We start from the raw sequence: 23,963 nt of genomic DNA, 5'->3' as shown, positions 1-23,963 counted from the left end.
CACTTCAATATTACTGATATTCAGCCTTTGTGCTGCCGGACTAGCAATGACAGTAAGCCGTTAACCCCTAACCGTGAAGCGGTGTGTCAAAAAGCCCGGCAGGGGATGTGGGGCATCAGAACGGCTATATAGATTTAAGAGAAGGCATGTTACCTGCCAGAAATGTGCGGATGGCATTATCGATGACTTCACGCGTCAGCTCTGACTCTGCGACGATAATTTGCAGACCAATACCACTACGATAGCCGTGCTGGATGCGATAACCAGGGGTGATTACGGGTGGGGTGTCGCGGAGAATATCTGCCACGCGCTTGTTAATGTAATCATGATATGTCATCCCGCCGAACTGGGGATAAGCAACGCGGGTGCGTTTGACCTGCTTATAGCTGACAATCTTTCCTTTCGCGTCATAGCTGGACACTGTCTCTAAACGGAATTCATCCTCCAGTTGGGTCTGGTCAAGCATTGCAGTGGCCTCATTGAGTACCCGGTTTTCGATGATATCCATGCGAGCGACATCAGCAGTAACGATCTCAGCGTTCCAATAGATGGTGGGATCTTGATCATCCAGGAAAAGTACATCACTCCAGGTCCAGACCCAGCCCGCCGCAATAGCCTCTGCGTTTTCAGAATCACAATCATCGTAATGTAGCCCACCGCAGCGCTCACGCTCGCGATGGATAAGATTTTTGATGTGCTGAACACGCGTGCGACGGTGGCGGCGGGAAAGTGAGGTGAAAGGCTTGAATTTGCGGGTCATGGATTACTCTGCGCAATTTATGCTGGGAGGAATCCAGCCCCGCAGTTTAGCGAAAGGAAATGATGAGAGCTAGCGAAATAGCGGGGTTATAAGGAGCGAGCGGCCAGAAAGAGCTGCTGTACGCGTGCCCTTCGATTTACGTTCAGCGACGCACTTCCCACGCCGCCACCCGTTCAACAAACATCTGCGCCAGTTCAGCAATAGCGCTGTTGCCGGGCAGCCTCTCTTCATTGATGTACATCACCAGCGTACTACTGCGCCGGCGACCCTGGAGCAGCGGCAGGGGACGGAGTTCACCGCTCTCTAAGAGCCCCGCGATATTCTGTTCCGGCAGCCAGCCATAGCCTAGCTGGTGCTGGACCGCTTCAATTGCTGCCGACAGGGTAGTGAATGACCAGTTTTCTGCCTGATCGCCACTCACCTCTGACTGCTGCTGTTGCTGGCGATCCAGAATGGTAATACAGGGCCAGCGCGCCAGTGTGGCAGCATTAAGCGGGGCAGGTTCACTGTGCAGCGGGTGATGGCGATGTGCCACGGCAACGAAATCGACGCTCATCAGGCTTTCGCCAGCCAATGGTTCAGCGCCATATTGCGCCACCAGCCAGAGATCGGCCTGTTGTTCCGCCAGCCTGTCTGGCGTTTCGCTGCGGACAATTTCGCTGAACCAGATGCGCACATGTGGATAGCGTTGCTGAAATATACTGAGCACGTCGAACAGCAGAGGTTTAGGAAAAGTAGCATCTACCATTAAATCAATGCGCGAACGTTCACCCCGTCTCAGGGCACTGGCCTTAGCTTCGAGCGCGCTAAATCCTTCCAGCAGTGGACGTACCTGCGCAAGTAACTGATGTCCTTCAGCACTCAGAACGGCACGGCGTCCCACCTGCTCCAGCAGTTCCATGTCCAGCCGTTGTTGAAGCAGACCCAGCTGATAGCTTAATGAGGACTGGCTACGATTATTTTTCTCCGCTGCCAGCGCAAAACTCCCTTCCTTTACGACGGCGTCGAGCAGATACCATTGTTCCAGCGTTGTTTTGTACATGACAACCCATCTAAAAATTGAATTATTTAGTGCTAAAAATAGCGTTATTCATCGCTTTTGTAACGCGCAATAATCACCTCAAGGAAAACAAATGAGGAATTCATTATGAGCACTTTTGATAAACATGACCTGTCTGGCATCGTTGGCAAACATCTGGTTTACACCTATGACAATGGCTGGAATTACGAGCTTTACATTAAAAATGCCAGCACCATCGACTATCGCATTCACAGTGGCATGGTCGGCAATCGCTGGGTTAAAAACCAGCATGTTTATGTGGTTCGCCTGGCACAGGATGTCTATAAAGTTTCCTGGACTGAACCCACCGGCACTGATGTCAGCCTGGCCGTCAATCTGGCGGATAAAATTTTCCACGGCACCATCTTTTTCCCACGCTGGGTCATGAATAATCCGGAAAAAACCGTCTGCTTCCAGAATGATCATCTGGAAGAGATGGCGAAATTCCGCGAAGCGGGCCCGGCTTATCCAACCGAAGTGATTGATGAGTTCGCGACGCTGACCGTAATCCGCGATGTCGGTGAAAACAACGAAAGCGTCATTGACTGTCCGCCTGATCAGCTGCCCGCCAATTTTCCGGAAAACCTGAAAAATTAAGAGTGAACAGAAGAGGTCATCATGACCTCTTCTGCTTAGTTGTTTCTGACGTGCAGCTTCTGATGTGTAACGTATGAGGACGAAAAATGGATTTATCGACGAAGGTTTTTATCAGCAGCGATCAGCACGACGGTTTCGGTGTCAGTTCCACCATCATCATGGGCGAGAAAGAGGCGATGTTAGTCGACGCCCAGTTCACGCTGGCGAATGCGCATCGTTTAGTCGCTGAGATTATCGAAACCGGTCTCGACCTGAAACGCATCTTTATTACCCATCTGCATCCCGATCATTTTCTGGGTCTTGAAGTGATTAAGTCGGTTTTTCCGGCTGCTGAAATTCTCTCTTACAGGCAGGTCGCCGAAGACGTTAATGACGCCTTTGATTTCAAAATTGATTACTGGGGTAAGCAGGTTTTAAAAGAGAACGGTGCCCGCACTAAGTTTGCGATCACCGAACTGGAAGAGGATACGATCTGGCTGGAAGGGCAGGAGATTAAAATCCTGAGCGATCTCAGTGGCGATTGCATCCGGGTGACACCGCTCTGGATCCCCTCGACGAAAACATTGATCGCCTCCGATGTGGTCTTCGCGGATGCACATGTCTGGATTGCCGATATGCGCACGCCGGAGCGCATGGCGAAATGGATGGGCAGTCTGGATAAACTCGAAGCGCTGGCGCCGAAAGTCCTGATCCCTGGCCATTCGCGAACGACGCCATCGCTTAGCCCCTCAGCAATAGGCTTTACCCGCACCTATATCAACGATTTCATTAAGACGCTGCACAAGGTCAAAAACAGCGAAGAGCTGGTGCAGGAGATGGGGCGAATCTATCCCAACCTGCCGGTGAAAATCTGTCTCGACTACAGTGCGCGGATTCTGAAAGATCACTACGTCTGGCCGGGTGACTGGCCGGTATCACTGCGGGAAATGAAAACCACGTTGTAATCCTCTGACGCGAGAAGAGCACCAGGCTGATTTGCAGCCTGGTGTTGATCTGCTCCCGAACCCTCCTCTACTGTACACCAGACGCCTGCTGTTTCTATTCCTGCCAGTTATCTATTTCACTGAATCATTTCGTTAAAACCGCGGCAAAGCTGACGTCCTCGCGCTGTCATTTGAGCGGAATGCGGTACGCTGCTGAGAGAGCCAATCAGCTGACTTAGCTGGCTGATGCGGGATAATAAGCGGGTAAAATGGGCGCAGTGGATTATGTTGTATTTTTGTAAACAGATTAACAAACAGACGAAATCCTGCTATTCTGCCCTCCGCGAAACCGGGCACCTCAACCTGGACGAGAAAGGGAAGTGTGTTCTCCATAAGTGAGCAAGGTGGTCGGAAAGCCCTACATAATGAGAGCGAGGATAACGTCGTGCTAGAAGAATACCGTAAGCACGTTGCCGAGCGTGCTGCCCAGGGAATTGTACCTAAGCCTTTAGAGGCTTCCCAGATGGCCGCGCTGGTTGAACTGCTGAAAAATCCACCTGCGGGTGAAGAAGAATTTCTGACCGATTTATTGGTCAACCGCGTCCCACCTGGCGTCGATGAAGCGGCGTATGTCAAAGCCGGTTTCCTGGCGGCTGTCGCCAAAGGCGAAGCAACCTCTCCTCTGATATCTCCTGAAAAAGCGGTTGAACTGCTTGGCACCATGCAGGGCGGTTACAATATTCATCCGCTGATTGAGGCGCTGGACGATAGCAAACTGGCTCCGATTGCCGCGAAAGCCCTTTCACACACGCTGCTGATGTTCGACAACTTCTATGATGTCGAAGAGAAAGCGAAAGCGGGTAATGAATACGCGAAGCAGGTGATGCAATCCTGGGCAGATGCGGAATGGTATCTGTCACGGCCTGAACTGGCAGAGAAGATCACGGTTACAGTGTTTAAGGTCACTGGCGAAACCAACACCGACGATCTCTCTCCGGCCCAGGATGCCTGGTCACGTCCAGACATTCCTCTGCACGCCCTGGCGATGCTGAAAAATGCCCGTGAAGGCATTGAGCCTGATGAAGCGGGCAATATCGGCCCGATCAAACAGCTCGAAGCTCTGAAGACCAAAGGCTTCCCGCTGGCCTATGTCGGTGATGTTGTCGGAACCGGTTCTTCACGTAAATCCGCCACCAACTCGGTGCTGTGGTTTATGGGCGACGACATCCCGAACGTGCCAAATAAAAAAGGCGGCGGCGTGGTGCTGGGCAGCAAAATTGCACCCATCTTCTTCAACACCATGGAAGATGCGGGCGCACTGCCCATTGAAGTGGACGTAAACAACCTGAACATGGGCGATGTGATCGACATCTATCCATTCAAAGGCGAAGTCCGCAACCACGAAACCAATGAGCTGCTGGCCAGCTTCGAGCTCAAAACCGAAGTAGTGATTGACGAAGTGCGCGCCGGTGGCCGTATTCCGCTGATCATCGGTCGCGGTCTGACCACCAAAGCGCGCGAGTCGCTGGGTCTGCCGCACAGCACCGTATTCCGTCAGGCGAAAGATGTCGCGGAGAGTACCCGTGGGTTCTCGCTGGCGCAGAAAATGGTTGGCCGCGCCTGTGGCGTAACCGGCGTTCGTCCGGGTGCCTATTGCGAACCTAAAATGACCTCGGTTGGCTCGCAGGATACCACCGGCCCGATGACCCGTGACGAGCTGAAAGATCTGGCTTGCCTGGGCTTCTCGACCGATCTGGTGATGCAGTCCTTCTGTCACACCGCCGCCTATCCTAAGCCTGTGGATGTGAGCACGCACCATACACTGCCAGACTTCATCATGAACCGTGGCGGTGTGTCACTGCGTCCGGGTGACGGCATTATCCACAGCTGGCTGAACCGTATGCTGCTGCCGGATACCGTGGGTACCGGTGGTGATTCCCATACCCGTTTCCCTATCGGCATCTCTTTCCCGGCGGGTTCAGGCCTGGTGGCGTTTGCGGCAGCGACGGGCGTTATGCCGCTCGATATGCCGGAATCAGTGCTGGTGCGCTTCAAAGGTAAGATGGAGCCAGGCATTACCCTGCGCGATCTGGTTCACGCCATTCCGCTGTATGCCATCAAACAGGGTCTGCTGACCGTTGAGAAGAAAGGTAAGAAGAACATCTTCTCTGGCCGCATCCTTGAGATTGAAGGTCTGCCGGATCTGAAAGTCGAGCAGGCGTTTGAGCTGTCCGATGCGTCAGCCGAGCGTTCCGCTGCGGGCTGTACTATCAAGCTGGATAAAGCGCCGATTATCGAATACCTGAACTCCAACATCGTGCTGCTGAAGTGGATGATCGCAGAAGGCTACGGCGATCGTCGTACGCTTGAGCGTCGCGTTGAAAGCATGGAGAAATGGCTGGCCGATCCTCAGTTGCTGGAGCCGGACGCGGATGCTGAATATGCTGCCGTGATCGAAATCGATCTGGCTGAAATCAAAGAGCCGATCCTCTGTGCGCCAAACGATCCGGACGATGCCCGTCTGCTCTCTGACGTTCAGGGCGAGAAGATCGACGAAGTGTTCATCGGTTCGTGCATGACCAACATTGGTCACTTCCGTGCTGCCGGTAAACTGTTGGATAGCCACAAAGGCCAGCTGCCAACCCGTCTGTGGGTGGCTCCGCCAACCAAGATGGATGCGGCACAGCTGACCGAAGAGGGCTACTACAGCGTATTCGGCAAAAGCGGTGCGCGTATCGAGATCCCGGGCTGTTCACTCTGCATGGGTAACCAGGCACGTGTGGCTGATGGTTCGACGGTGGTGTCCACTTCGACCCGTAACTTCCCGAACCGTCTGGGTACCGGTGCTAATGTCTACCTGGCGTCAGCGGAGCTGGCTGCAGTCGCGTCTCTGCTTGGTAAACTGCCAACGCCGGATGAGTATCAGCAATTTATGGCGCAGGTCGATAAAACGGCCAGCGACACGTATCGCTATCTCAACTTCGACCAGCTGACGCAGTACACCGACAAAGCTGATGGCGTGATTTTCCAGACCGCGGTCTGATTCTTCACCTGTCAGTTATGACTAAGGGGCGATGATTCGCCCCTTTTTTACGTCTGTACATGGGGTAGAGAGACGATCAAAAGCTGGCTTTCGGCAGGCAGCCTGTAATAATGCGCGACGTGTCACACTGTGCCGCGAGAGCAGCACGAACACTTACCAGGTGACGCGATGACGTTAAGAGGAACGGGCGATGGAATATGAATTTTTACGCGATGTGACCGGACAGATTAAGGTTCGTATGTCGATGGATCATGAAGCGGTCGGCCACTGGTTCAACGAAGAGGTGAAAAACGATCCAGGATTGCTGGATGAAGTGGAAGCCGCAATCGAAGACGTCAAAGGCAGCGTGCGTCAGTGGCAGCGCATCGGCAGCGAGTACACCATCCTGCTGGATGAGGAAGAGGTGATGATTCGCGCTAATCTGCTGGCACTGGAAGATGACGGCATGGAAGAGGGGATGAATTACTACGACGAAGAGAGCCTCTCCTTCTGCGGTATTGAAGATTTTCAGCTGGTGATTGCCGCTTATCGCCAGTTTGTGAACCAGTATGGTAAACCCGTACGGTAATTTTTACGCTAATACAGGCCGGGCCACCTGAGCTGCCCGGCCTGCTAATTAATTCAGCGACGCACCACCGCACATCACCAGCTGCTGACCGGTGATCGCCGCTGCCGCCGGCGAAAGCAGGAAGCCGACCAGCCCGGCCACTTCCTGCGGCTGAATATAACGCCCGATTGGCGGCAAGCGCGGTGGTGAACTGGCCCGGCCCGGCTGTTGCAGCATCGGCGTTTCGGTGGCGCCTGGCGCTACAATATTTGCCGTAATGCCGAGCGGTGCCAGCTCTGCCGCCCAGCTGCGCACCATGCCGATCATCGCCGATTTGGTGGCCACATACTGACTGCGGCCCGACGCACCGCCTGACGTGCGGCTGCCCAGCAGCACGATTCTGCCACCCGCGCTCATCCGGGGCGCAAAATGATTGGCCAGCTGTTCTGCAGCGGCAACATGCAGTTGCCACAGGCGTGTGCTGGCGTTCAGATCCAGCTCCCCGAGCGGCGCGGCCTGCATCATTCCCGCTGCATGGATCACCGCCTGCGGCACCGGCAGTTTGTCCAGTAAAGCCTGCAATGCTGCGCTGTCGCTGATGTCGACCTGATGGCTCTGCCAGCCCGCGTCTGCCCGATTTATCGCCGAGCGGCTCAGGCCGGTAACCTGCCAGCCCTCATCAAGCAGGCGGTCCACAATCGCCTGACCGATGCCGGAGCTGGCTCCGGTCACCAGCGCCATCTTTTCAATCACGCATCACCCCCCCGCACCCAGGACTCGTCGACCCGCACATACTTGATCGCCTGGCGATACCAGGTGTAGGCGATATGTAGTTCGCCGTTTACGCCCTGTTTGATGCTGGGGTAAGAGAACTCACGGTTTAACTTTTGCTGAGAGTTATTGGTCATGCAGTAGCCATCGCCTTCGTCCAGATTGCGCTGTAGCGGCCAGCTTTTGCCGCCATCCGTTGAGATAGCCAGCGTCATGGGCGCACGTGGCGCGCCCCAGAAGGCGGTCCGCCCGCTGTGCACCACCGGCTCGGCGGCAACCGCAACGTCACTGTCCTCTTCATCATCTTCAATTTCGTCATACAGCGACAACCGGCGCTCGCTGGCACCTTCGGCGCTCATGGCATTGAACACCAGCGCCAGATGACCGTTGCGCAGCGTTGTGACCTGAATGGACGAGTTATTGTTGGGCAGCGACAGCGGCTCAGGCGCACTCCAGCTTTCACCCTGATCAAACGAGCGGCTCTGGTAGATATGGTCGGCCCAGCGACTGCGGTAGAGAGCCAGCAGCGAACCATCATCCAGCAGGGTGACGTTCATATGAACGCAGCCGGTGCTGTCAGGCACGCTGACGTCGCGCCAGCTCTGGCCTTTATCTTCCGAGATTTTTACCGCGCTGACGTCATAACTGCCGACCCACTTTTCGCCGGGCTGCGTCAGGCAGTAGAACACCGGCAGCAACCAGTTGCCGTTGGGCAACACCACAATCGGCTGGCGGATAAAGGTGCCGGGCTTATCCAGCAGCGTTTTGATCTCGCCCCAGTGCTTGCCGAAATCGTGAGACTGGCGATAGCGCACAATCGCGGTGTCCTGATTGCCCGATTTCTGTGCCGTCCACAGCAGCCACAGTATCTGGTCCGGATCGAGAAACAGCACCGGGTTCTGTTCTGAACGACCCGGATCGTCAGACAGCTTCTGCGCGTCACTCCAGCGATCGCTGCCTTTTGTCAGCCGGGAACACCAGACCGAGATATCGGCAATCCCTTCCTGCGTGCCACCAAACCAGACGCAAAGCAGATCGCCATCGGGCAGCGGCAGCAGGTTAGCCGCGTGGTTTTGCGGGCAGGAGGAGGGCAGCATCGCAATCTGCTGGGCGCTATCCTGCGGGTGCGGCGCAACCAGGCCGGTGCGTTCTGCGGTGACGGTTTCCTGAGTCATATTAGGCTCCACTATTTTGTGCATTGTGTTGCGGTTGAGGCTGAGACTGGCGTGACGGGATACAGCGGTCAATTACCATAATGATGGCCGGTGTAATCAGCGCCACATACATATTGTCGATACCGAAGGGGTTACCCATCAGGAACCAGACGGATGTGACCACGCAGGCACCAATCAGACCGGCGTTGGCACCGCGCGTGCTCTTAAACCATGGCAGATAGAACGCCATAATCGCTACCACGGTGATCGACAGGCGAATCGCGCGGGTAAAGAAGGAGAGCTTCAGCACTTCAGGGAAGAACAGGACAAACAGCAGCGGGAAGAAGCCGATGCCAATCGAAATCCAGCGCGTCATTTTGAATTCGCGCTCTGGCGTCGGGTTACGCCAGGGCACGTAAAAGTCTTTTACGACCAGCGAGGCGATGGCCAGCGCAACGGTGCCGACGCTGACGAAAATCGAGGCCACCAGCGAGGTGGTGACAATGCCTGCCAGCCACGGTGACATATCCTGCAGAAACACAGGCAGCGCATAGAGGCTCTTGATATCGGGGTGCGCAAACTTCGCCGCCACACCAATCAGCGCCATCGCCAGACCGATCGGCAGGCAGAAGATGAAGGCAACCCAGGTAGCGCGTTTCGCTGACTTCACATCTTTGGTGGATGAGATCGCCTGGATCACAAACTGCGTACAGAAGATCGAACCCACGGTCCCGATCAGCCAGGCCACAATGGTGCTGGCCCCGACGTGGCCATCCCACGTCCAGTAGAACGCCGGCATTTTCTCGATCATCGGAGCGACGCCGCCGGTCATCTTCAGTGCCACATAGAGGATGATCAGAATCCCCATATACTTGATGGCGCTGTGCAGCAGCGTAACCCACGCAACGCCTTTCATGCCGCCAAATGCAAAGTAGAAGGTACTTACCACTGCGGTAATAAAGGCCGCCTGCGTCAGGTCGATCTTCAGCACGGTTGAGATCGCCGCCGCACCGCTGATGTAGTTCCCGACGTTCACCAGCAGCAGCGCATAGATCATGATCAGCGAGATAATGTTCCTGGTCGAACGGCCATATTTCTCGGCGATAGCACCAGAGATCGTGATCTTCCCGGTGTTATAAATGCGTTTGACCAGAATCAGGCCAAACAGCGGAAAACCTATCGCGGCACCGATGACCGACCAGGAAGCGGCGAAGCCATCCTCAAAGGCTGCCTGCGCCGTGCCGATGGTCGATTTTGCCCCGATATACTCTGACATCAGCATGATGCCGACGATAAAGGCCGGCATGGCGCGGGAGCCTTCCATAAAGTCGCCGCTGGTTTTACTGCGTAAGCGCCATGTCAGCCAGGTGGTGAACAGGATATAGGCGACCACCATGCCGACGATCAGTAAGGTGCTCTCAGTTGAGAATGCTTTCATCGTAACCTCGATTGTTCTGGCAGATGGCGACCATCAGGTTCGTTCTCATCTGACCGATAGGGTGCAAAGGCGATGGACGTTATTGCAGGTAGTGGTTCACAATTTGACGGATCTGCTGCTGTTCGTCGGCGCTGAACTGCACCGCATAGCGGCTTTCACCCACTTCAAAGCCCTGCAGGCTGACCGCTTTTTTCACGGCGGCCGGTGAGAAACCGATGCTGTACAGCGCGGTGCGCAGGCCGGTAACGTTCTCCTGTGCCTGATGCGAACCGGCAATGTCACCGGCACTGAAGCGCGCCCAGATGGCGTTAATTGCTTCCGGTGCCACGTTTGCCAGCCCGGAAATGGAGGCGGAGCAGCCATCAACGAATCCCTGATGAATCAGTGAGTCAGGGCCGTTTAGCACATCAAAGCCCTCACAGTCGGCGGTAGCCTGCAGAAAACCGCTCAGACTTTCATAGCTGCCTGCGGAGTCTTTAATGCCGATGATGTTCGGGTGCGCGGCCAGCGTACGAACGGTCTCTGGCTGCAGGGTATTGCCGGTTCGCGCCGGAATGTTGTAGAGGAACAGCGGCACCGTCAGCGCGTCAGCCACGCGCTGATAGTGGTCGATCAGCTCCTGCTGCTTCAGCGGCACAAACCATGGCGTGATCGCCGAGACGGCATCCACGCCAAGGCGGGCGATCTGTTTGCCGAGCCGGATCGTTTCACGGGTCGAAATCTCGCCGATATGCGCCACGACGGCTGCACGGCCATTGACTTCATCGACGCAGGTGGTGGTAACGGCGATCTTCTCCTGCTCGTTCAGCACAAAGAACTCGCCGTTGGTGCCGCCACAGAAGATGCCGTTTCCGGCGTTGATCTGGCGTCTGACCTGCTCACGCTGCCTTACCGGGTCAAAGGCACCTTCACGGTCAAAGGTGGTGACGATGGCGGTCAGTACGCCGTTGATTTTCTTATTCATGACAATCCTCATTACGCCTGGCAGGAAGGGAACAGCGTCAGGTAGACGGCGCGCACATCATCGGCGGTGACCGCCATCGGCACGTTTTTCATGAGGCGCTGCACGTCGAGTGCCGCTTCCACTAAATAAGGCAGGTGATCCGGGCCGATGCCCAGCGCTTCCAGGCTGGCAGGCAACTGCAGCCGCGCAACCAGCGCGGTGAAGTAGTCGACCAGCGCGTGTGATTTCTCTTCATCGCTTAAACGGACGTCAGCGTCGGGCAGCAGGTCATAGGCCTGAGCGAATTTGCTCACTGCGGCCGGACGGACAAAGCGCATGCAGGGGGCTAGCAGAATGGCGTTGGCAACGCCGTGTGGCAGGTGATATTTGCCGCCAAGCGGATAGGACATCGCATGCACCAGATGCGTCCCGGCATGGGCAATCGATGCGCCGCCATAATAAGAGGCCCAGAGCATCTCGAGCCGTGCCTGCAAATTCTCCGGCTCGCGCAGCGTGGTTTCGAGATTCGCGAACAGCTTCTTCATCCCAATCAGCGCATAGTTGTCGCTGACCGGATTGGCAACGTTGGCGGTGAAGCACTCAATCAGGTGACACAGGGCATCAATGCCGGTAGACGAGGCGATGTGCGGCGGCATGCTGGTGGTGAGTTCCGGCACCAGCGCCACCACATCGGGCAGCATCACCGGTGAAATAATGCCGACTTTGGTCTCTTTCTCCGGGATCGCCAGAATCGCATTCGGGGTCGCTTCAGAGCCGGTGCCAGCAGTGGTCGGGATGAGCATTGAACGGGTGCGACGCTGCGGTTTTTCGCCTGCCAGCAGGGCGTCCAGCGACGGTGCGCCGTTGATGCACAGCACCGAGAGCAGCTTCGCCACATCCAGTACGCTGCCACCGCCGATGCCAATCACCATGTCGGCCTGGCGCTGCGAGAGCGTTTCTATAATCGCGGCCACATCATGCTGGCTCGGTTCAGGTGGAACGCTGTTGACCACGCTGATACGCGGGATCTGATCCCGGAGTTGCCCCATCAGCGCCTGTACCGCCGGAATCGCCTCAATGTTCCGGTCAGTGACCACGACTGCCGTCGCTATCCCATCCAGCAGATAGCGCATGTCGTTTAACGCCTGATAACCGCTGATCACCGTGCTGTTAATGTTCATTTCATACCCTTATTTCTGTCATGTCTGAGCAGATGATTAATTTTGCTCAGCGCAATGCGATGTCAGTCACTCTCTGTGGCTAATTTTATAAGGCATATCGATTTCGATTAATTTGAACTTGCTCACATATAATCAATCATGATTGAATATAATCAAATACAGCGGCAATAGCCTGACAGGAGTGAGGATGGGCTCATCAGTATGGAAAACCCCGGTGCTGGTTATCGCCGATGACTTTACCGGTGCCAACGATGCAGGTAGTGGACTGGCACAGGCCGGTGCCCGTGTACATGTGCTGTTCGGCTCCGCAGCAACGTTACCCGACGAGGCGGCGGATGTACTGGTAATCAGCACCGACAGCCGGGCTGTCAGTGCCACTCAGGCTGCAGAGCGCGTTACGCAGGTGGTGCAGCATTACGCGGCACAGCTTCAGCAGGGCTGGCTGTTTAAAAAGATAGACTCCACGCTGCGCGGCAATATCGGGGCTGAAACGGTGGCGGCACTGCGCGCCAGCGGCAAAAGGCTGGCGCTGGTGGCACCGGCCGTACCGCTTCTGGGCCGCATCACACGTGAGGGCAGCGTGTGGGTCAATCAGCGGTTACTGACAGACACCGAATTTGCCAGCGATCCTAAAACCCCGATCCGCAGCGCCCGCGTCATTCATCAGATGCAGATCGACGGCATGGAGATCGATCTCGCGACGCTGCATAGCGATCGGCTTGATGCTGTGTTAGCCGAAGCAGATGGCGTCGTGGTAGTGGATGCCGAAACGGAGGCCGACCTGGCGCGACTGATAACCGCTGCGTCGCGGCTGAGTGAGACGCCCCTGCTGGTCGGGGCCGCCGGATTAAGCGATGCGCTGGGCGCTGCGCTCTCCGTTCGCCCGTCGCAACCTGTGCTGGCGGTGGTGGGATCGATGAGTCGTCAGGCAGAGCAGCAGATCGCCGCGCTGCGTACTCAGCGCGCCGTTGAGGTCGTCGATGTCGATATCCGTCAGCTGTTTCAGCAGTCCGCCTGGCCTGAGCGGGATCGCTGGATCGAACAGGCGGCCACCGCACTGCGTGCCGGTCGCCATACGGTGATCCGCACCTGCCAGCATGCATCCCAGCGGCACGAGATCGAGGATCTTTGCCAGCAGCACCGCGTGACGCGCCAGCAGCTGGGTGAGGCGATCTGTCAGCTGCTAGGCGAAATCACCCTGAGTCTGTGTCGGGCACGGCTGCCGCATGCGCTCTATCTGTCAGGCGGCGACGTGGCGATTGCCGTCGCGCAGGCGCTGGGGGCCAGCGGCTTTAAAATTCAGGGTCTGGTGGCGGGCTGTGTGCCGCACGGGGTCCTGCTTAACAGTGAATTTACTCTGCCGGTGATGACCAAAGCGGGTGGCTTTGGTGATGAAAATACCCTGGTAGCAGCCATTAGTTTTATTGAGGAGAAGTCGAGTGAGTAAAATTATTGCGATCACCATGGGCGATCCGGCGGGCATCAGCCCGGAAATCATCATCAAAGCGCTCTCTGAAGGTGAGCTGAATGGCATCCCTGCCGTGGTGATTGGCTGTGCCAGTACGCTGCGCCGCATTATGGCGATGAACATCACCCCACAGGCCGAGCTGCGGGTGCTGGATCGGGTAGCCGATGCGCGCTTTGCGCCCGGCATTATCAATGTGATCGATGAGCCGCTGGCCGCTCCCGACGCGCTGAAACCTGGCGTGGTACAGAAAGAGGCGGGGGATCTGGCGTGGCGCTGCGTGAAGCGTGCTACCGAACTGGCACTGGCCGGTGACGTGCATGCGATTGCTACCGCGCCGCTGAATAAAGAGGCGATGCACGCGGCGGGCCACCTCTACCCGGGTCACACCGAACTGCTGGCGCATCTTACCGACACCAAAGATTACGCTATGGTGCTCTATACCGATAAGCTCAAGGTGATTCATGTCACGACCCATATTGCGCTGCGTAAGTTCCTCGATACGCTCAACCAGACACGTATCAAAACGGTGATTGGTATGGCGGACACCTTCCTGCGTCGTGTCGGTTACAGCGCACCACGCATCGCCGTCGCGGGTGTCAATCCGCACGCCGGTGAGAACGGGCTGTTTGGCGATGAGGAGATCACCACCGTTGCTCCCGCGATTGAAGCGATGAAAGCGGAGGGGATTGATGTCTTCGGGCCTTGCCCGCCGGACACGGTATTCCTGCAGTGCCAGGATGGACGCTATGACATGGTGGTGGCGATGTACCACGATCAGGGACACATCCCGCTTAAACTGCTGGGCTTCTATGATGGCGTGAACATTACCGCAGGCCTGCCGTTTATCCGCACCTCTGCTGACCACGGCACGGCATTTGATATCGCCTGGACAGGTAAAGCGAAGTCTGACAGCATGGCGATCTCGATTAAACTCGCGATGCAGCTCGCATAGGGAAATATGAAGGGACAGAGCCGTCTTGACCAGATTATGGATTACCTGAAAAGCCATAATCTGGTGACTGTTGAGCAACTGGTCAGTGCGATTTCCGCCTCACCCGCCACGATTCGACGTGATTTAATTAAGCTGGATAAAGAGGGCGTGATCAGCCGCAGTCATGGCGGCGTCACCCTGAATCGTTTTATTCCTGCCCAGCCGACCACGCTGGAGAAAATGCAGCGGAACCTGGCCGAGAAGCAGGCGATCGCGGAGTGCGCCGCCAGCTTTGTCCGGGCGGGGGATGCGGTGGTACTGGATGCCGGTACGACTATGCTGGAGCTGGCGCGACAGCTCACGCATCTGCCGCTGCGGGTGATTACCGCCGACCTGCACATTGCGCTGTTTCTGTCTGAGTTTAAGCAGATCGAAGTAACGATCATTGGCGGGCGGATTGATGACTCCAGTCAGTCCTGCGTGGGCGAACATGGACGGCGGTTGCTGCGCAGCATCAATCCGGATATCGCGTTTGTCAGCTGTAACTCATGGAGCCTTGAGCGCGGCATTACCACGCCGACTGAAGAGAAAGCGGGGCTGAAACACGATCTGCTGGCCAATGCGGCGCGCCGGGTCCTGCTGGCGGACAGCAGTAAATATGGCTCCTGGTCGCTGTTCTGCGCCTCACCGGTTGATGACCTGACCGATGTGGTGACCGACAGCCGGTTAGATCAGGAGGTGTGCCGCACGCTGCGCGAGCGTGGCATTACGCTGGCGCTGACTTCCACCTGAACTGAACGCGCCGTGCTTCTCTGACCTTATCCTGAAGCAGGGCGCGAGCAGCACCGCGCGTTTATCTTCTGCAATTGCCGCTAACGCGCGTAGGCGTCATGCTCTTCGCGCGTCATTGCCGGCGCGTCTACCGTAACCCGTTCAAAACTCAGATTCCTTACGCCCGCTATTTTGCCAAACTCCTGCGCCTGCAGTGTGATGTCGCTGAAACTCAGCCGTTCAATCGGATTTTCCGGCGTGCCTTCAATAAAAAAGGCGCGGGAAAACGCCGCAGGCTCAGTCAGGCTGCTGCTGATATGACTGATACTGATATTCTCAACCCGCGTCAGGCCAGCATCACCTGTGACGCCCGATGCCAGCTTACGCCAGTGTGGCGGCTGTTCGGTGTCGGCGGGCTGCTCACTGTAGCTATACTGCGGGAACCAGTTCAGCTGCAGCATAAACGGATAACAGACATCCTCCATCTTCAGATGGCGAACCACGATGTTTTTGATCCAGCCGCCGCGATTACGGGCTGACTTGATGCGAAAGCCGACACCCGTGCCGGAGAAACGGTTGTGTTCGATGATGACATTTTCGATACCGCCAGAGGTTTCGCTGCCCAGGGTAATGCCCGAGCCTTTCAGCAGAATGCAGTCGCGAATAATGATATCGCGTGCGGTTCTGCCGAGCTGCTGTGCTTCCGCGCCGCGACCCGATTTCACGCAGATATTGTCGTCATTGCAGGAGACCGTACAGCCTTCAACGCGAACCAACTGGCTGGAATCAATATCAATGCCGTCGGTGCTGGGTCCGGTAGCGTTCATCACACGTAGCCGCTGCAAATTAACCTGTTTCGAATAACAGACGTGCAGGTTCCAGAAGCCGGAATCCTGTGAGGTAAAGTCCTCCAGCGTCACGTATTCACTCTGATAAACCACCACGTTACGTGGACGTTTGCAGTCGTAATCCACCACCCAGCGCAGGCCGCGACGGGTATAGTCCGCCAGCATCCCGCTGTTTTCGTCTTCGCCCCAGAATTTATGCCACCAGACGGCACCGTGTCCGTCGAGCGTGCCATTGCCGCAGACAGTGACGTCGCGGCAATGATTGATGTTAAGCATCGCCGCGGGCCAGACCATATCAATCCCCGCCACGCGCGTAGCGATATCTGGGTAATCCTCCAGCCGCTCGCTGCCGAGCAGCACGGCATCTTTCGCCAGCTCCAGCGTCATCTCACTTTTCAGAAACAGCGCGCCCGTCAGAAAGCGGCCTGCCGGGATCAGCACCGTGTCGCCTGCTGATGCGCTATCAATCGCGCGCTGTATCGCCTGAGTGGAAAGTGAGGTGGCGTCCGGGACGGCAGCGAAATCAATAATGTTAATTCTTGCCATTTTTTTGCCTGTAGTCGATGAAGAAATAAGCGTTCAGCGCTGAAAGTAGCACGCTCTGACAGGCAAATTATTGCTGACGATCAGGGAATGCCGGCGGTTACCGTGATGAGAAGTCGGAGGGATAAGCGGGAAGAGACGCGCAGGTTATGGGGTGTCACGCTGCGCGTCTGATAATCAGAGGGTCTTCAGGCCCACTGAGGGGATATTTCTGCCGTAGTAGATCTCACGCATCTCTTTCCACAGCAGGTCAGTAATACGCTTATGCTCCTGCGGGCTGAGATCTTCCGGGCGGGTGTTAAACAGATAGTGTTTCAGGTCAAACTCTTTCAGCAACATCTTGGTGTGGAAGATGTTCTCCTGATAGACATTCACATCCACCATGTCATACATCGCTTTCATATCGTCGGACATGAAGTTCTGAATCGAATTGATCTCGTGATCGATAAAGTGCTTCATCCCTTTCACGTCACGGGTAAAACCGCGCACCCGGTAATCGACGGTAACAATGTCTGACTCCAGCTGGTGGATCAGGTAGTTCAGCGCCTTGAGCGGTGAGATCACGCCGCAGGTTGAGACTTCAATGTCCGCGCGGAAGGTGCAGAGCCCGCCTTCAGGATGGCTTTCCGGATAGGTGTGCACGCAGATATGGCTTTTATCCAGATGCGCCACCACCGAATTGGGCAGCGGGCCAGGATGCTCGGAGTTATCGATATCTTTGGGATCGATCGGCTCTTCGCTGACCAGAATCGTGACGCTGGCTCCCTGCGGTTCATAATCCTGGCGTGCAATATTAAGCACGTTAGCCCCGATAATGGAGCAGGTTTCGGTCAGGATTTCCGTCAGACGGTTGGCGTTATATTGTTCATCAATGTAGGCGATATAACCATCGCGTTCAGCTTCAGTATTCGCATAGCAGATATCGTAAATACAAAAACTCAGGCTTTTCGTCAGGTTGTTGAAGCCATGTAGTTTTAGCTTTTGCAATTTTGTTCACCCCCTTAAAAATGCACTGTCAGCACGCGGCCGATAGCGCATTTAACAGATATTGCGGCAGGGCAAAGCTGCCGGTATGGATCGCTGGTGTGTAGTAACGACACGCCAGGCCAGCGGCCTCGAAACGCACCTGCAGGGTGGCGGTATTGAGCTGGCGCAGCGCCGGATTATCGCTCGCCCAGGCAAAGGTCATGATGCCGCCGTAATAGGTCGGAATCGCCGCCTGATAGAAACTGACATCCGAAAAGTAATGGCCCAGCTTGCGATGGCTGTTTACGGCCTCATCCTGCTGCAGGAAGCAGACGCCATTCTGCGCCACGAAGATGCCATTTTCATTAAGGGCCGCTTTACAGCCGGCATAAAATTCGGAGGTAAACAGGCTCTCGCCCGGACCAATCGGATCGGTGCAGTCGGAGATGATGACATCGAACTTTTCCTGCGTCTGATTAACGAAGTTAACCCCGTCATCGATCACCAGCGTAAAGCGCGGATCGTCATAGGCACCTGCGCTGTGGTTCGGCAGATACTGGCGACAAAAGGTCACCACGCCTGCATCGATTTCCACCATGGTAATCTTTTCGATTTCCGGATGACGTGACACTTCGCGCAGCATTGCGCCGTCACCGCCGCCGATGATCAGGACGCTCTTCGCCGCGCCGTGCGCCAGCAGCGGAACGTGGGTCATCATTTCATGGTAGATAAATTCGTCGCGTTCGGTGGTCTGCACCACGCCGTCCAGCGCCATTACGCGGCCCATCGCGGCATTTTCGAAAATGATTAAATCCTGATGCGCAGTTTTTTCACGGTACAGCTCTTTATCTACCGTGAAATACTGGCCAAAACCGGCATGAAGGGTTTCATACCACGTTTCATTGTGGGCCATGGTGCTCTCCTCTGATGACATCGCCATGAAGATGGGCGGCACATGATAGCTAACACTGACCGTGGTTGCACGGTCAATGTCCGGCAGCAGAGGGCAGAGTAATTACCTGACGTAGGCCAGCAGGCTCAGTGAATCACGGGCCAGTGACTTGCACTTTTTGTCATTGGTGATGGCGATGCCGCTGAGATCGCGATAGCTGTCTTCACCCAGCGCTTTCATGTTGTAGTTGCTGTAGTTGCTTAAATCCCAGCGGTTCTGCTGAGCAAAAAAGACCAGCGCTTTGCGAATCTGTGCGTCCGGTAAATCCTGATAGCCACAATCATTTTTCAGATAGACGAAAACCGCCGTGAGATCGGCCAGATCTTCCGCTTCGGATTCGCTTAGGGCAAAACTGGTGGAGGAGAAGCCAAGGAGTCCCGTCAGCAGCAGGATCTTGATGCTTTGCTTCATAGTCGTTCTCTTCAATGGATATTGCTCATGACGTTAGCACAGTTATTCTCAGGTTTTCGATTAATTTGGCGCTGTGAGCCGCTGCACCGCCTTTTTTCATCAGATTCTCACGGCTAACACTTGACCTTCCCATAAGGTCAGGGTTTAGGCTGTGCGCTCTGATGTCACAAGGATGATCACCATGCAACGTCGTCACTTCCTGAAACTTACCGCCGCACTGAGTGCAGCCGGAGCCTTGCCGCTCTGGAGCCGTTCGCTGATGGCAGCCACCCGTCCGCTGCTGCCGATTCCATCACTGCTGGAAGCGGATGCCAGGGGCAGCTACAGCCTTACCGCGATGCAGGGCACCTCGCAGTGGAATGGCAAAGCCGTGCCGACCTGGGGCTATAACGGCAGCCTGCTGGGACCGGTGCTGAAGTTGCAGAGTGGCAAACCGGTGACGGTGAACATCCATAATCGACTCAGCGAAGCGACTACCCTGCACTGGCACGGGCTGGAAATCCCCGGCGCGGTAGATGGCGGTCCGCAGGCCGTGATTGCGCCTGGTGCTTCGCGTCAGGTCTCTTTTACCCCTGACCAGCCCGCCGCAACCTGCTGGTATCATCCGCATCTGCATGGCAAAACCGGGCATCAGGTCGCACACGGACTCGCGGGACTGATTTTGCTGGAAGATAAGGAGAGCGGCACACTGCGCCTGCCTGTGCAGTGGGGCGTGGATGATGTGCCACTGATTTTCCAGGATAAGCAGCTGAGTAAAGATGGCGGCCGGATCGATTATCAGCTCGACGTAATGCGCGCAGCCGTGGGCTGGTTTGGCGACATGATGCTGACCAACGGCGTGCAGTATCCGCAGCATGCGGTGCCGCGCGGCTGGCTGCGTCTGCGTCTGCTGAACGGCTGTAATGCCCGTTCGCTGCACGTTGCCGCCAGTGATAAACGTCCTCTTTATGTGATCGCCAGCGACGGTGGCCTGCTGGCTGAACCGGTGAAGCTCGGCGCACTGCCGATGCTGCCGGGCGAGCGTTTTGAGGTGATGATCGATACTTCTGACGGTAAAGCGTTTGATCTGGTTACGCTGCCGACCGAACAGATGGGCATGACGCTGCCGCCGTTTGACCAGCCGCTGCCGCTGGTACAGATCCTGCCGCTGCGGGTGATGGCCAGCGCCACGCTGCCGGATAAGCTGGCGACGCTGCCTGCGCTTCCCGCCACCGACGGACTGACGACACGCTGGCTGCAGCTGATGATGGACCCGCAGCTGGACCAGCAGGGGATGCAGGCGCTGATGCAGCGCTACGGCGAGAAAGCGATGGGCAAGGGCGGTCATCATTCGATGCCGGAGAAAACGGCTGCCGGGCCGATGCCGCCGATGGAAAACATGGAAGGGATGGATCACAGCATGCACGGCATGGCGAAGCCCGCCAGTTACGATTTCCGCAATGGCAATAAGATCAACGGCCAGGCTTTTGATATGACAAAGCCGTCATTTGCGGTGAAGCTGGGTGATTATGAGAAGTGGACGATTTCAGGAGAAGGCGACGCCATGCTGCATCCCTTCCATATTCACGGCACCCAGTTCCGCATTCTCTCCGAGAACGGCAAACCGCCCGCCCCGCATCGGCAGGGCTGGAAAGATATGGTGAATGTCGACGGCTGGCGCAGTGAAGTGCTGGTGCGCTTCAACTATGTCGCTGCCGCCGAGCACGCTTACATGGCCCACTGTCATCTGCTGGAGCATGAAGATACTGGCATGATGCTGGGCTTTACCGTGAGCTGATTACGCCTGATCCAGCGCCAGTCTGATGTCTTCAATCAGGTCACCGGCGTTCTCGATGCCAATCGACAGCCGCACCGTGGCGTCAGTAATACCAATACGCTGACGCACCGCCTGCGGCACGCCGGAGTGAGTGGTGCTGCCAGGATGGCTGGCCAGCGACTCGGTTCCGCCCAGGCTCACCGCCTGTTTGAACAGCGACAGCGCATTGAGAAAACGGAACGCAGCGGGCTGATCGCCGACGATATCGAACGAGAAGGTCGAACCCGCGCCGCTGCACTGCTCGCGATAGGTTTTCCCTTCGGCGCTCTCCGCATCCAGATAGGGCAGCCAGTGCAGCTTCGCCACTTTCGGGTGATCGCGCAGAAAGGCCGCGACCGCTTCTGCATTGTGAAAGGCTTTCTCCATCCGCAGCGACAGCGTTTCCAGCGAGCGGCTGAGCATCCAGCTTGAGTGCGGGTCCAGCTGCGTACCAATGGCGCTGCGCAGGGCGCGCACTTTCGCCATCAGCGCTTTACTGCCCATCGCGGCACCCGCAATCAGGTCAGAGTGACCGCCAACATATTTGGTCAGTGAGTAGAGTGACAGATCCGCGCCCAGCGTCAGCGGCTGCTGGAACAGCGGGCCGAGCAGGGTGTTATCACAGGCGATAATCGGTCGTGAACCCTGTTGCTGGTCAATTTCATCGGCAATGCGCGCCATCAGGCGGATATTGACCAGGCTGTTAGTCGGATTTGCGGGTGTTTCAATCAGGATGACCGCCACCCGGCCCTGGGCCATCGCCTGCTGAGCGGCTTCGCGCACCCTGACTTCATCATTCCCGTCGCTGAAACCAACTGCTTTAATATCCAGATTGTGCAGTGTTTTGCTGAGCAGCGTTTCGGTGCCGCCATACAGGGGCTGGGAGTGCAGGATCACCTCGCCCGGGCGGGCAAACGTCAGCAGGGCCGTGGAGATAGCGGCCATCCCGGAAGAGAAGAGTGAACAGCTCTCTGCCTGCTCATAGACCGCCAGCCGGTCTTCAACAATTTCGCTGTTCGGATGGTTAAAGCGCGAATAGACCAGCCCGCCCGATTTGCCTTCCGGCGGCTCACGACGACCAGAGACGTAATCAAAGAAATCCCGTCCCTCTTCGGCGCTGTCAAAGACAAAGGTCGATGTCAGAAACACCGGCGGCTTTACCGCACCTTCAGAGAGGCGGGGATCATAGCCATAGTTCAGCATCTGGGTTTCGGGGTGCAGCGGCCTGTCGCCGATATGCGTCTTTTTGCTTGATGATGAAGTCATTGTGATCTCCGGCCAGCGGCGCGAGTAGGGTAACGATCTGTTGGATAAAGGCTACCACGCAGCGAATCATGCTGGTAAATGCCAGAATGTTCTAAGGTAATGCGCCTTTCAGTGACTTAAAGGCCACAGGTAATAATTTTTGCGACGTAATCGTTTGCATACAGGGTCGCACAGTCGTCGCTGCGGCGTCTGTGATAGACTTCGGGGCTTTTCTGACGTAACCGGGCTGAACGCAATGAAACACACTGTTGAAGTGATGATCCCTGAACAGGCAATCGCCACGCGCATCGCTGAACTGGGGAAAGAGATTAACGAGCACTACCGCGACAGCGGCAGCGATATGGTGCTGGTGGGGCTGCTGCGCGGCTCATTCATGTTCATGGCTGATCTCTGTCGCGCCATTGATGTGCCGCATGAAGTCGACTTTATGACGGCGTCCAGTTACGGCAGCGGCATGTCCAGCACGCGTGATGTGAAAATCCTGAAAGATCTGGATGAAGACATTCGTGGCAAGGATGTGCTGATCGTCGAAGATATCATCGACTCCGGTAACACCCTGAGCAAAGTGCGTGAGATTCTGCAGCTGCGTCAGCCAAAATCACTGGCGATCTGTACTCTGCTGGATAAGCCTGAGCGCCGTGAAGTTGAAGTCAATGTCGAGTATGTCGGCTTTGCGATTCCGGATGAGTTTGTGGTGGGCTTTGGTATCGACTACGCTCAGCACTATCGCCATCTGCCTTACATCGGCAAAGTGGTGCCGCTGGAATCCTGATACTGCTCTGACCGCACATTCTTCCAAGGCCTGCACCGATTGCCTGGTGTAGGCTATGTCGCGCTTTACGCCGCGATCGGCTCAGGCCTGGCCGTTCATCTGCAGATTAGCAATGCCGTGACGATAGCGCTGTTCAAGGATCTCCCGGCTGTTTGCCGTGACATCCAGGTTACGCAGGCAGCCATCCTGAATGCCGTAAACCCAGCCGTGCAGGGAGACATCCTTGCCACGTTTCCAGGCAGATTGCAGAACGGTCGAGTGCCCCAGGTTATAGACCTGTTCAATAACGTTGATTTCGCACAGTTTGTCCAAACGCTTATCCGGCGGGAGTTCCCCCAGCAACACGCTATGCTTGTACCAGAGGTCGCGGATGTGCAGCAGCCAGTTGTCGATTAATCCCAGCTCCGGGTTATCCATCGCCGCCTGCACGCCGCCGCAGCCGTAGTGGCCGCATACGATAACGTGTTCCACTTCCAGCACTTCGATAGCGTACTGCACCACGGACAGACAGTTCAGATCGGTGTGGATTACCAGATTGGCGACGTTGCGGTGAACAAAGAGTTCGCCTGGTTCCAGTCCGGTCAGACGTTCGGCAGGGACACGGCTGTCAGAACAGCCAATCCACAGGAAGCGCGGTTTTTGTGCCTGGGCGAGCCGCTCAAAAAAACTGGGATCTTCTTCAACCAGCAGTTTTGACCATTCGCGGTTGTTTCTGATCAGGGTATTGATGTCTGTCATGGCGTTGAGCGACCGGTTACTGCGCAAAGTGCGCGCGCGTACTATATGCCAGGGCCTGATAAATTTAAACGGCATTGCAATGCCA

The 23,963-nt window shown here is 56.2% G+C and carries 22 protein-coding genes; 9 read left to right on the top strand and 13 right to left on the bottom strand.

Annotated features, from left to right (window positions below; genetic code table 11):
* Positions 1–124: 124 nt before the first annotated feature.
* Both ACTJKZ_RS16535 and ACTJKZ_RS16530 read right to left on the bottom strand, forming a co-directional pair.
* Positions 125–760 carry a hypothetical protein gene (locus ACTJKZ_RS16535; RefSeq protein ID WP_222924545.1) on the bottom strand — a complete coding sequence of 212 codons (636 nt, stop codon included), beginning with the start codon at positions 758–760 and terminating at the stop codon, positions 125–127.
* 142 nt (positions 761–902) lie between these two features.
* On the bottom strand, positions 903–1,802 hold the full coding sequence (locus ACTJKZ_RS16530; protein WP_253421093.1) for a LysR family transcriptional regulator: 900 nt from the start codon (positions 1,800–1,802) through the stop codon (positions 903–905).
* 105 nt (positions 1,803–1,907) lie between these two features.
* Between ACTJKZ_RS16530 and ACTJKZ_RS16525 the strand changes: the two genes are divergently transcribed.
* The 4 genes from ACTJKZ_RS16525 (at position 1,908) to yacL (ending at position 6,951) form a co-directional block, all read left to right on the top strand.
* Positions 1,908–2,417: a phenolic acid decarboxylase gene (locus ACTJKZ_RS16525; RefSeq protein ID WP_010253965.1), complete on the top strand. Its 510-nt coding sequence runs from the start codon at positions 1,908–1,910 to the stop codon at positions 2,415–2,417.
* An 86-nt stretch (positions 2,418–2,503) separates the two neighbouring features.
* Positions 2,504–3,361 (top strand): MBL fold metallo-hydrolase, encoded by an 858-nt coding sequence (locus ACTJKZ_RS16520; protein WP_440829853.1) that lies wholly within the window; start codon positions 2,504–2,506, stop codon positions 3,359–3,361.
* Positions 3,362–3,785: 424 nt separating this feature from the next.
* Positions 3,786–6,383, top strand: a complete 2,598-nt coding sequence (acnB, locus tag ACTJKZ_RS16515) for a bifunctional aconitate hydratase 2/2-methylisocitrate dehydratase (protein WP_161731573.1) — start codon at positions 3,786–3,788, stop codon at positions 6,381–6,383.
* A gap of 190 nt (positions 6,384–6,573) precedes the next feature.
* Positions 6,574–6,951, top strand: coding sequence for a protein YacL (gene yacL / locus ACTJKZ_RS16510; protein ID WP_013356797.1), 378 nt, complete (start codon positions 6,574–6,576; stop codon positions 6,949–6,951).
* 48 nt (positions 6,952–6,999) lie between these two features.
* Here the strand turns inward: yacL and ACTJKZ_RS16505 are convergent, their stop codons facing one another.
* From ACTJKZ_RS16505 to ACTJKZ_RS16485, 5 genes are all read right to left on the bottom strand, one after another.
* Positions 7,000–7,671, bottom strand: coding sequence for an SDR family NAD(P)-dependent oxidoreductase (locus ACTJKZ_RS16505; protein WP_202604838.1), 672 nt, complete (start codon positions 7,669–7,671; stop codon positions 7,000–7,002).
* An 8-nt stretch (positions 7,672–7,679) separates the two neighbouring features.
* Positions 7,680–8,876 carry a sialidase family protein gene (locus ACTJKZ_RS16500; RefSeq protein WP_222924544.1) on the bottom strand — a complete coding sequence of 399 codons (1,197 nt, stop codon included), beginning with the start codon at positions 8,874–8,876 and terminating at the stop codon, positions 7,680–7,682.
* A 1-nt stretch (position 8,877) separates the two neighbouring features.
* Positions 8,878–10,293 carry a sodium:solute symporter family protein gene (locus tag ACTJKZ_RS16495; RefSeq protein WP_161731567.1) on the bottom strand — a complete coding sequence of 472 codons (1,416 nt, stop codon included), beginning with the start codon at positions 10,291–10,293 and terminating at the stop codon, positions 8,878–8,880.
* A 79-nt stretch (positions 10,294–10,372) separates the two neighbouring features.
* Positions 10,373–11,257, bottom strand: coding sequence for a dihydrodipicolinate synthase family protein (locus ACTJKZ_RS16490; protein ID WP_253421097.1), 885 nt, complete (start codon positions 11,255–11,257; stop codon positions 10,373–10,375).
* An 11-nt stretch (positions 11,258–11,268) separates the two neighbouring features.
* Entirely contained in the window at positions 11,269–12,417 is a 1,149-nt protein-coding gene (locus tag ACTJKZ_RS16485) for an iron-containing alcohol dehydrogenase (protein WP_161731563.1), read from the bottom strand.
* 187 nt (positions 12,418–12,604) lie between these two features.
* On the opposite strand from ACTJKZ_RS16485, the gene dtnK reads away from it, so the two are divergent.
* Genes dtnK through ACTJKZ_RS16470 form a run of 3 tightly spaced genes read left to right on the top strand, consistent with a single transcriptional unit; the run spans position 12,605 to position 15,608 of the window.
* Positions 12,605–13,864 carry a D-threonate kinase gene (gene dtnK / locus ACTJKZ_RS16480; protein WP_440829852.1) on the top strand — a complete coding sequence of 420 codons (1,260 nt, stop codon included), beginning with the start codon at positions 12,605–12,607 and terminating at the stop codon, positions 13,862–13,864.
* Positions 13,857–14,837 carry a D-threonate 4-phosphate dehydrogenase gene (locus tag ACTJKZ_RS16475; protein ID WP_440829851.1) on the top strand — a complete coding sequence of 327 codons (981 nt, stop codon included), beginning with the start codon at positions 13,857–13,859 and terminating at the stop codon, positions 14,835–14,837. The genes dtnK and ACTJKZ_RS16475 overlap by 8 nt, the downstream gene beginning before the upstream one ends.
* Before the next feature lie 6 nt (positions 14,838–14,843).
* Positions 14,844–15,608, top strand: a complete 765-nt coding sequence (locus ACTJKZ_RS16470) for a DeoR/GlpR family DNA-binding transcription regulator (protein WP_222924537.1) — start codon at positions 14,844–14,846, stop codon at positions 15,606–15,608.
* An 80-nt stretch (positions 15,609–15,688) separates the two neighbouring features.
* Here the strand turns inward: ACTJKZ_RS16470 and ACTJKZ_RS16465 are convergent, their stop codons facing one another.
* The 4 genes from ACTJKZ_RS16465 to ACTJKZ_RS16450 form a co-directional block, all read right to left on the bottom strand.
* Positions 15,689–16,981, bottom strand: a complete 1,293-nt coding sequence (locus ACTJKZ_RS16465; protein ID WP_440829850.1) for a glycoside hydrolase family 28 protein — start codon at positions 16,979–16,981, stop codon at positions 15,689–15,691.
* A 174-nt stretch (positions 16,982–17,155) separates the two neighbouring features.
* Positions 17,156–17,965 (bottom strand): adenosylmethionine decarboxylase, encoded by an 810-nt coding sequence (gene speD, locus ACTJKZ_RS16460; RefSeq protein WP_003854677.1) that lies wholly within the window; start codon positions 17,963–17,965, stop codon positions 17,156–17,158.
* Positions 17,966–17,993: 28 nt separating this feature from the next.
* Positions 17,994–18,857: a polyamine aminopropyltransferase gene (speE, locus tag ACTJKZ_RS16455; RefSeq protein ID WP_440829849.1), complete on the bottom strand. Its 864-nt coding sequence runs from the start codon at positions 18,855–18,857 to the stop codon at positions 17,994–17,996.
* Between the two features lie 102 nt (positions 18,858–18,959).
* Positions 18,960–19,307, bottom strand: coding sequence for a YacC family pilotin-like protein (locus tag ACTJKZ_RS16450; RefSeq protein WP_150010759.1), 348 nt, complete (start codon positions 19,305–19,307; stop codon positions 18,960–18,962).
* Between the two features lie 181 nt (positions 19,308–19,488).
* Between ACTJKZ_RS16450 and cueO the strand changes: the two genes are divergently transcribed.
* A complete protein-coding gene (gene cueO, locus ACTJKZ_RS16445; RefSeq protein ID WP_161731551.1) occupies positions 19,489–21,084 on the top strand; it encodes a multicopper oxidase CueO in 1,596 nt (531 codons plus the stop codon).
* Here cueO and ACTJKZ_RS16440 read toward each other — a convergent pair whose 3' ends face one another.
* Positions 21,085–22,368, bottom strand: a complete 1,284-nt coding sequence (locus ACTJKZ_RS16440; protein ID WP_253421104.1) for a cystathionine gamma-synthase family protein — start codon at positions 22,366–22,368, stop codon at positions 21,085–21,087.
* 235 nt (positions 22,369–22,603) lie between these two features.
* On the opposite strand from ACTJKZ_RS16440, the gene hpt reads away from it, so the two are divergent.
* Complete coding sequence (hpt, locus tag ACTJKZ_RS16435; protein WP_105099563.1) at positions 22,604–23,140, top strand: hypoxanthine phosphoribosyltransferase; 537 nt, start codon at positions 22,604–22,606, stop codon at positions 23,138–23,140.
* A gap of 81 nt (positions 23,141–23,221) precedes the next feature.
* On the opposite strand, the gene can is transcribed toward hpt, so the two are convergent.
* Positions 23,222–23,878 carry a carbonate dehydratase gene (gene can, locus ACTJKZ_RS16430; RefSeq protein WP_260059222.1) on the bottom strand — a complete coding sequence of 219 codons (657 nt, stop codon included), beginning with the start codon at positions 23,876–23,878 and terminating at the stop codon, positions 23,222–23,224.
* Positions 23,879–23,963: the final 85 nt, after the last annotated feature.

Origin of the sequence: Pantoea sp. 22096, assembly GCF_052045955.1 — a bacterium.
GTDB lineage: Bacteria > Pseudomonadota > Gammaproteobacteria > Enterobacterales > Enterobacteriaceae > Pantoea > Pantoea alfalfae.
This window is presented reverse-complemented; position numbering and strand designations above follow the sequence as displayed.

What these genes read in the sequence shown, in the direction of transcription:
- ACTJKZ_RS16520 (WP_440829853.1), top strand. Translation starts at nt 2,504, where the DNA reads ATGGATTTATCGACGAAGGTTTTTATCAGCAGCGATCAGCACGACGGT.
- hpt (WP_105099563.1), top strand. Translation starts at nt 22,604, where the DNA reads ATGAAACACACTGTTGAAGTGATGATCCCTGAACAGGCAATCGCCACG.
- cueO (WP_161731551.1), top strand. Translation starts at nt 19,489, where the DNA reads ATGCAACGTCGTCACTTCCTGAAACTTACCGCCGCACTGAGTGCAGCC.
- ACTJKZ_RS16525 (WP_010253965.1), top strand. Translation starts at nt 1,908, where the DNA reads ATGAGCACTTTTGATAAACATGACCTGTCTGGCATCGTTGGCAAACAT.
- speE (WP_440829849.1), bottom strand. Translation starts at nt 18,857, where the DNA reads ATGGCCCACAATGAAACGTGGTATGAAACCCTTCATGCCGGTTTTGGC.
- yacL (WP_013356797.1), top strand. Translation starts at nt 6,574, where the DNA reads ATGGAATATGAATTTTTACGCGATGTGACCGGACAGATTAAGGTTCGT.
- ACTJKZ_RS16485 (WP_161731563.1), bottom strand. Translation starts at nt 12,417, where the DNA reads ATGAACATTAACAGCACGGTGATCAGCGGTTATCAGGCGTTAAACGAC.
- ACTJKZ_RS16530 (WP_253421093.1), bottom strand. Translation starts at nt 1,802, where the DNA reads ATGTACAAAACAACGCTGGAACAATGGTATCTGCTCGACGCCGTCGTA.
- dtnK (WP_440829852.1), top strand. Translation starts at nt 12,605, where the DNA reads ATGGGCTCATCAGTATGGAAAACCCCGGTGCTGGTTATCGCCGATGAC.
- ACTJKZ_RS16500 (WP_222924544.1), bottom strand. Translation starts at nt 8,876, where the DNA reads ATGACTCAGGAAACCGTCACCGCAGAACGCACCGGCCTGGTTGCGCCG.
- ACTJKZ_RS16440 (WP_253421104.1), bottom strand. Translation starts at nt 22,368, where the DNA reads ATGACTTCATCATCAAGCAAAAAGACGCATATCGGCGACAGGCCGCTG.
- ACTJKZ_RS16465 (WP_440829850.1), bottom strand. Translation starts at nt 16,981, where the DNA reads ATGGCAAGAATTAACATTATTGATTTCGCTGCCGTCCCGGACGCCACC.
- ACTJKZ_RS16495 (WP_161731567.1), bottom strand. Translation starts at nt 10,293, where the DNA reads ATGAAAGCATTCTCAACTGAGAGCACCTTACTGATCGTCGGCATGGTG.
- ACTJKZ_RS16490 (WP_253421097.1), bottom strand. Translation starts at nt 11,257, where the DNA reads ATGAATAAGAAAATCAACGGCGTACTGACCGCCATCGTCACCACCTTT.
- ACTJKZ_RS16505 (WP_202604838.1), bottom strand. Translation starts at nt 7,671, where the DNA reads ATGGCGCTGGTGACCGGAGCCAGCTCCGGCATCGGTCAGGCGATTGTG.
- ACTJKZ_RS16470 (WP_222924537.1), top strand. Translation starts at nt 14,844, where the DNA reads ATGAAGGGACAGAGCCGTCTTGACCAGATTATGGATTACCTGAAAAGC.
- can (WP_260059222.1), bottom strand. Translation starts at nt 23,878, where the DNA reads ATGACAGACATCAATACCCTGATCAGAAACAACCGCGAATGGTCAAAA.
- ACTJKZ_RS16450 (WP_150010759.1), bottom strand. Translation starts at nt 19,307, where the DNA reads ATGAAGCAAAGCATCAAGATCCTGCTGCTGACGGGACTCCTTGGCTTC.
- ACTJKZ_RS16535 (WP_222924545.1), bottom strand. Translation starts at nt 760, where the DNA reads ATGACCCGCAAATTCAAGCCTTTCACCTCACTTTCCCGCCGCCACCGT.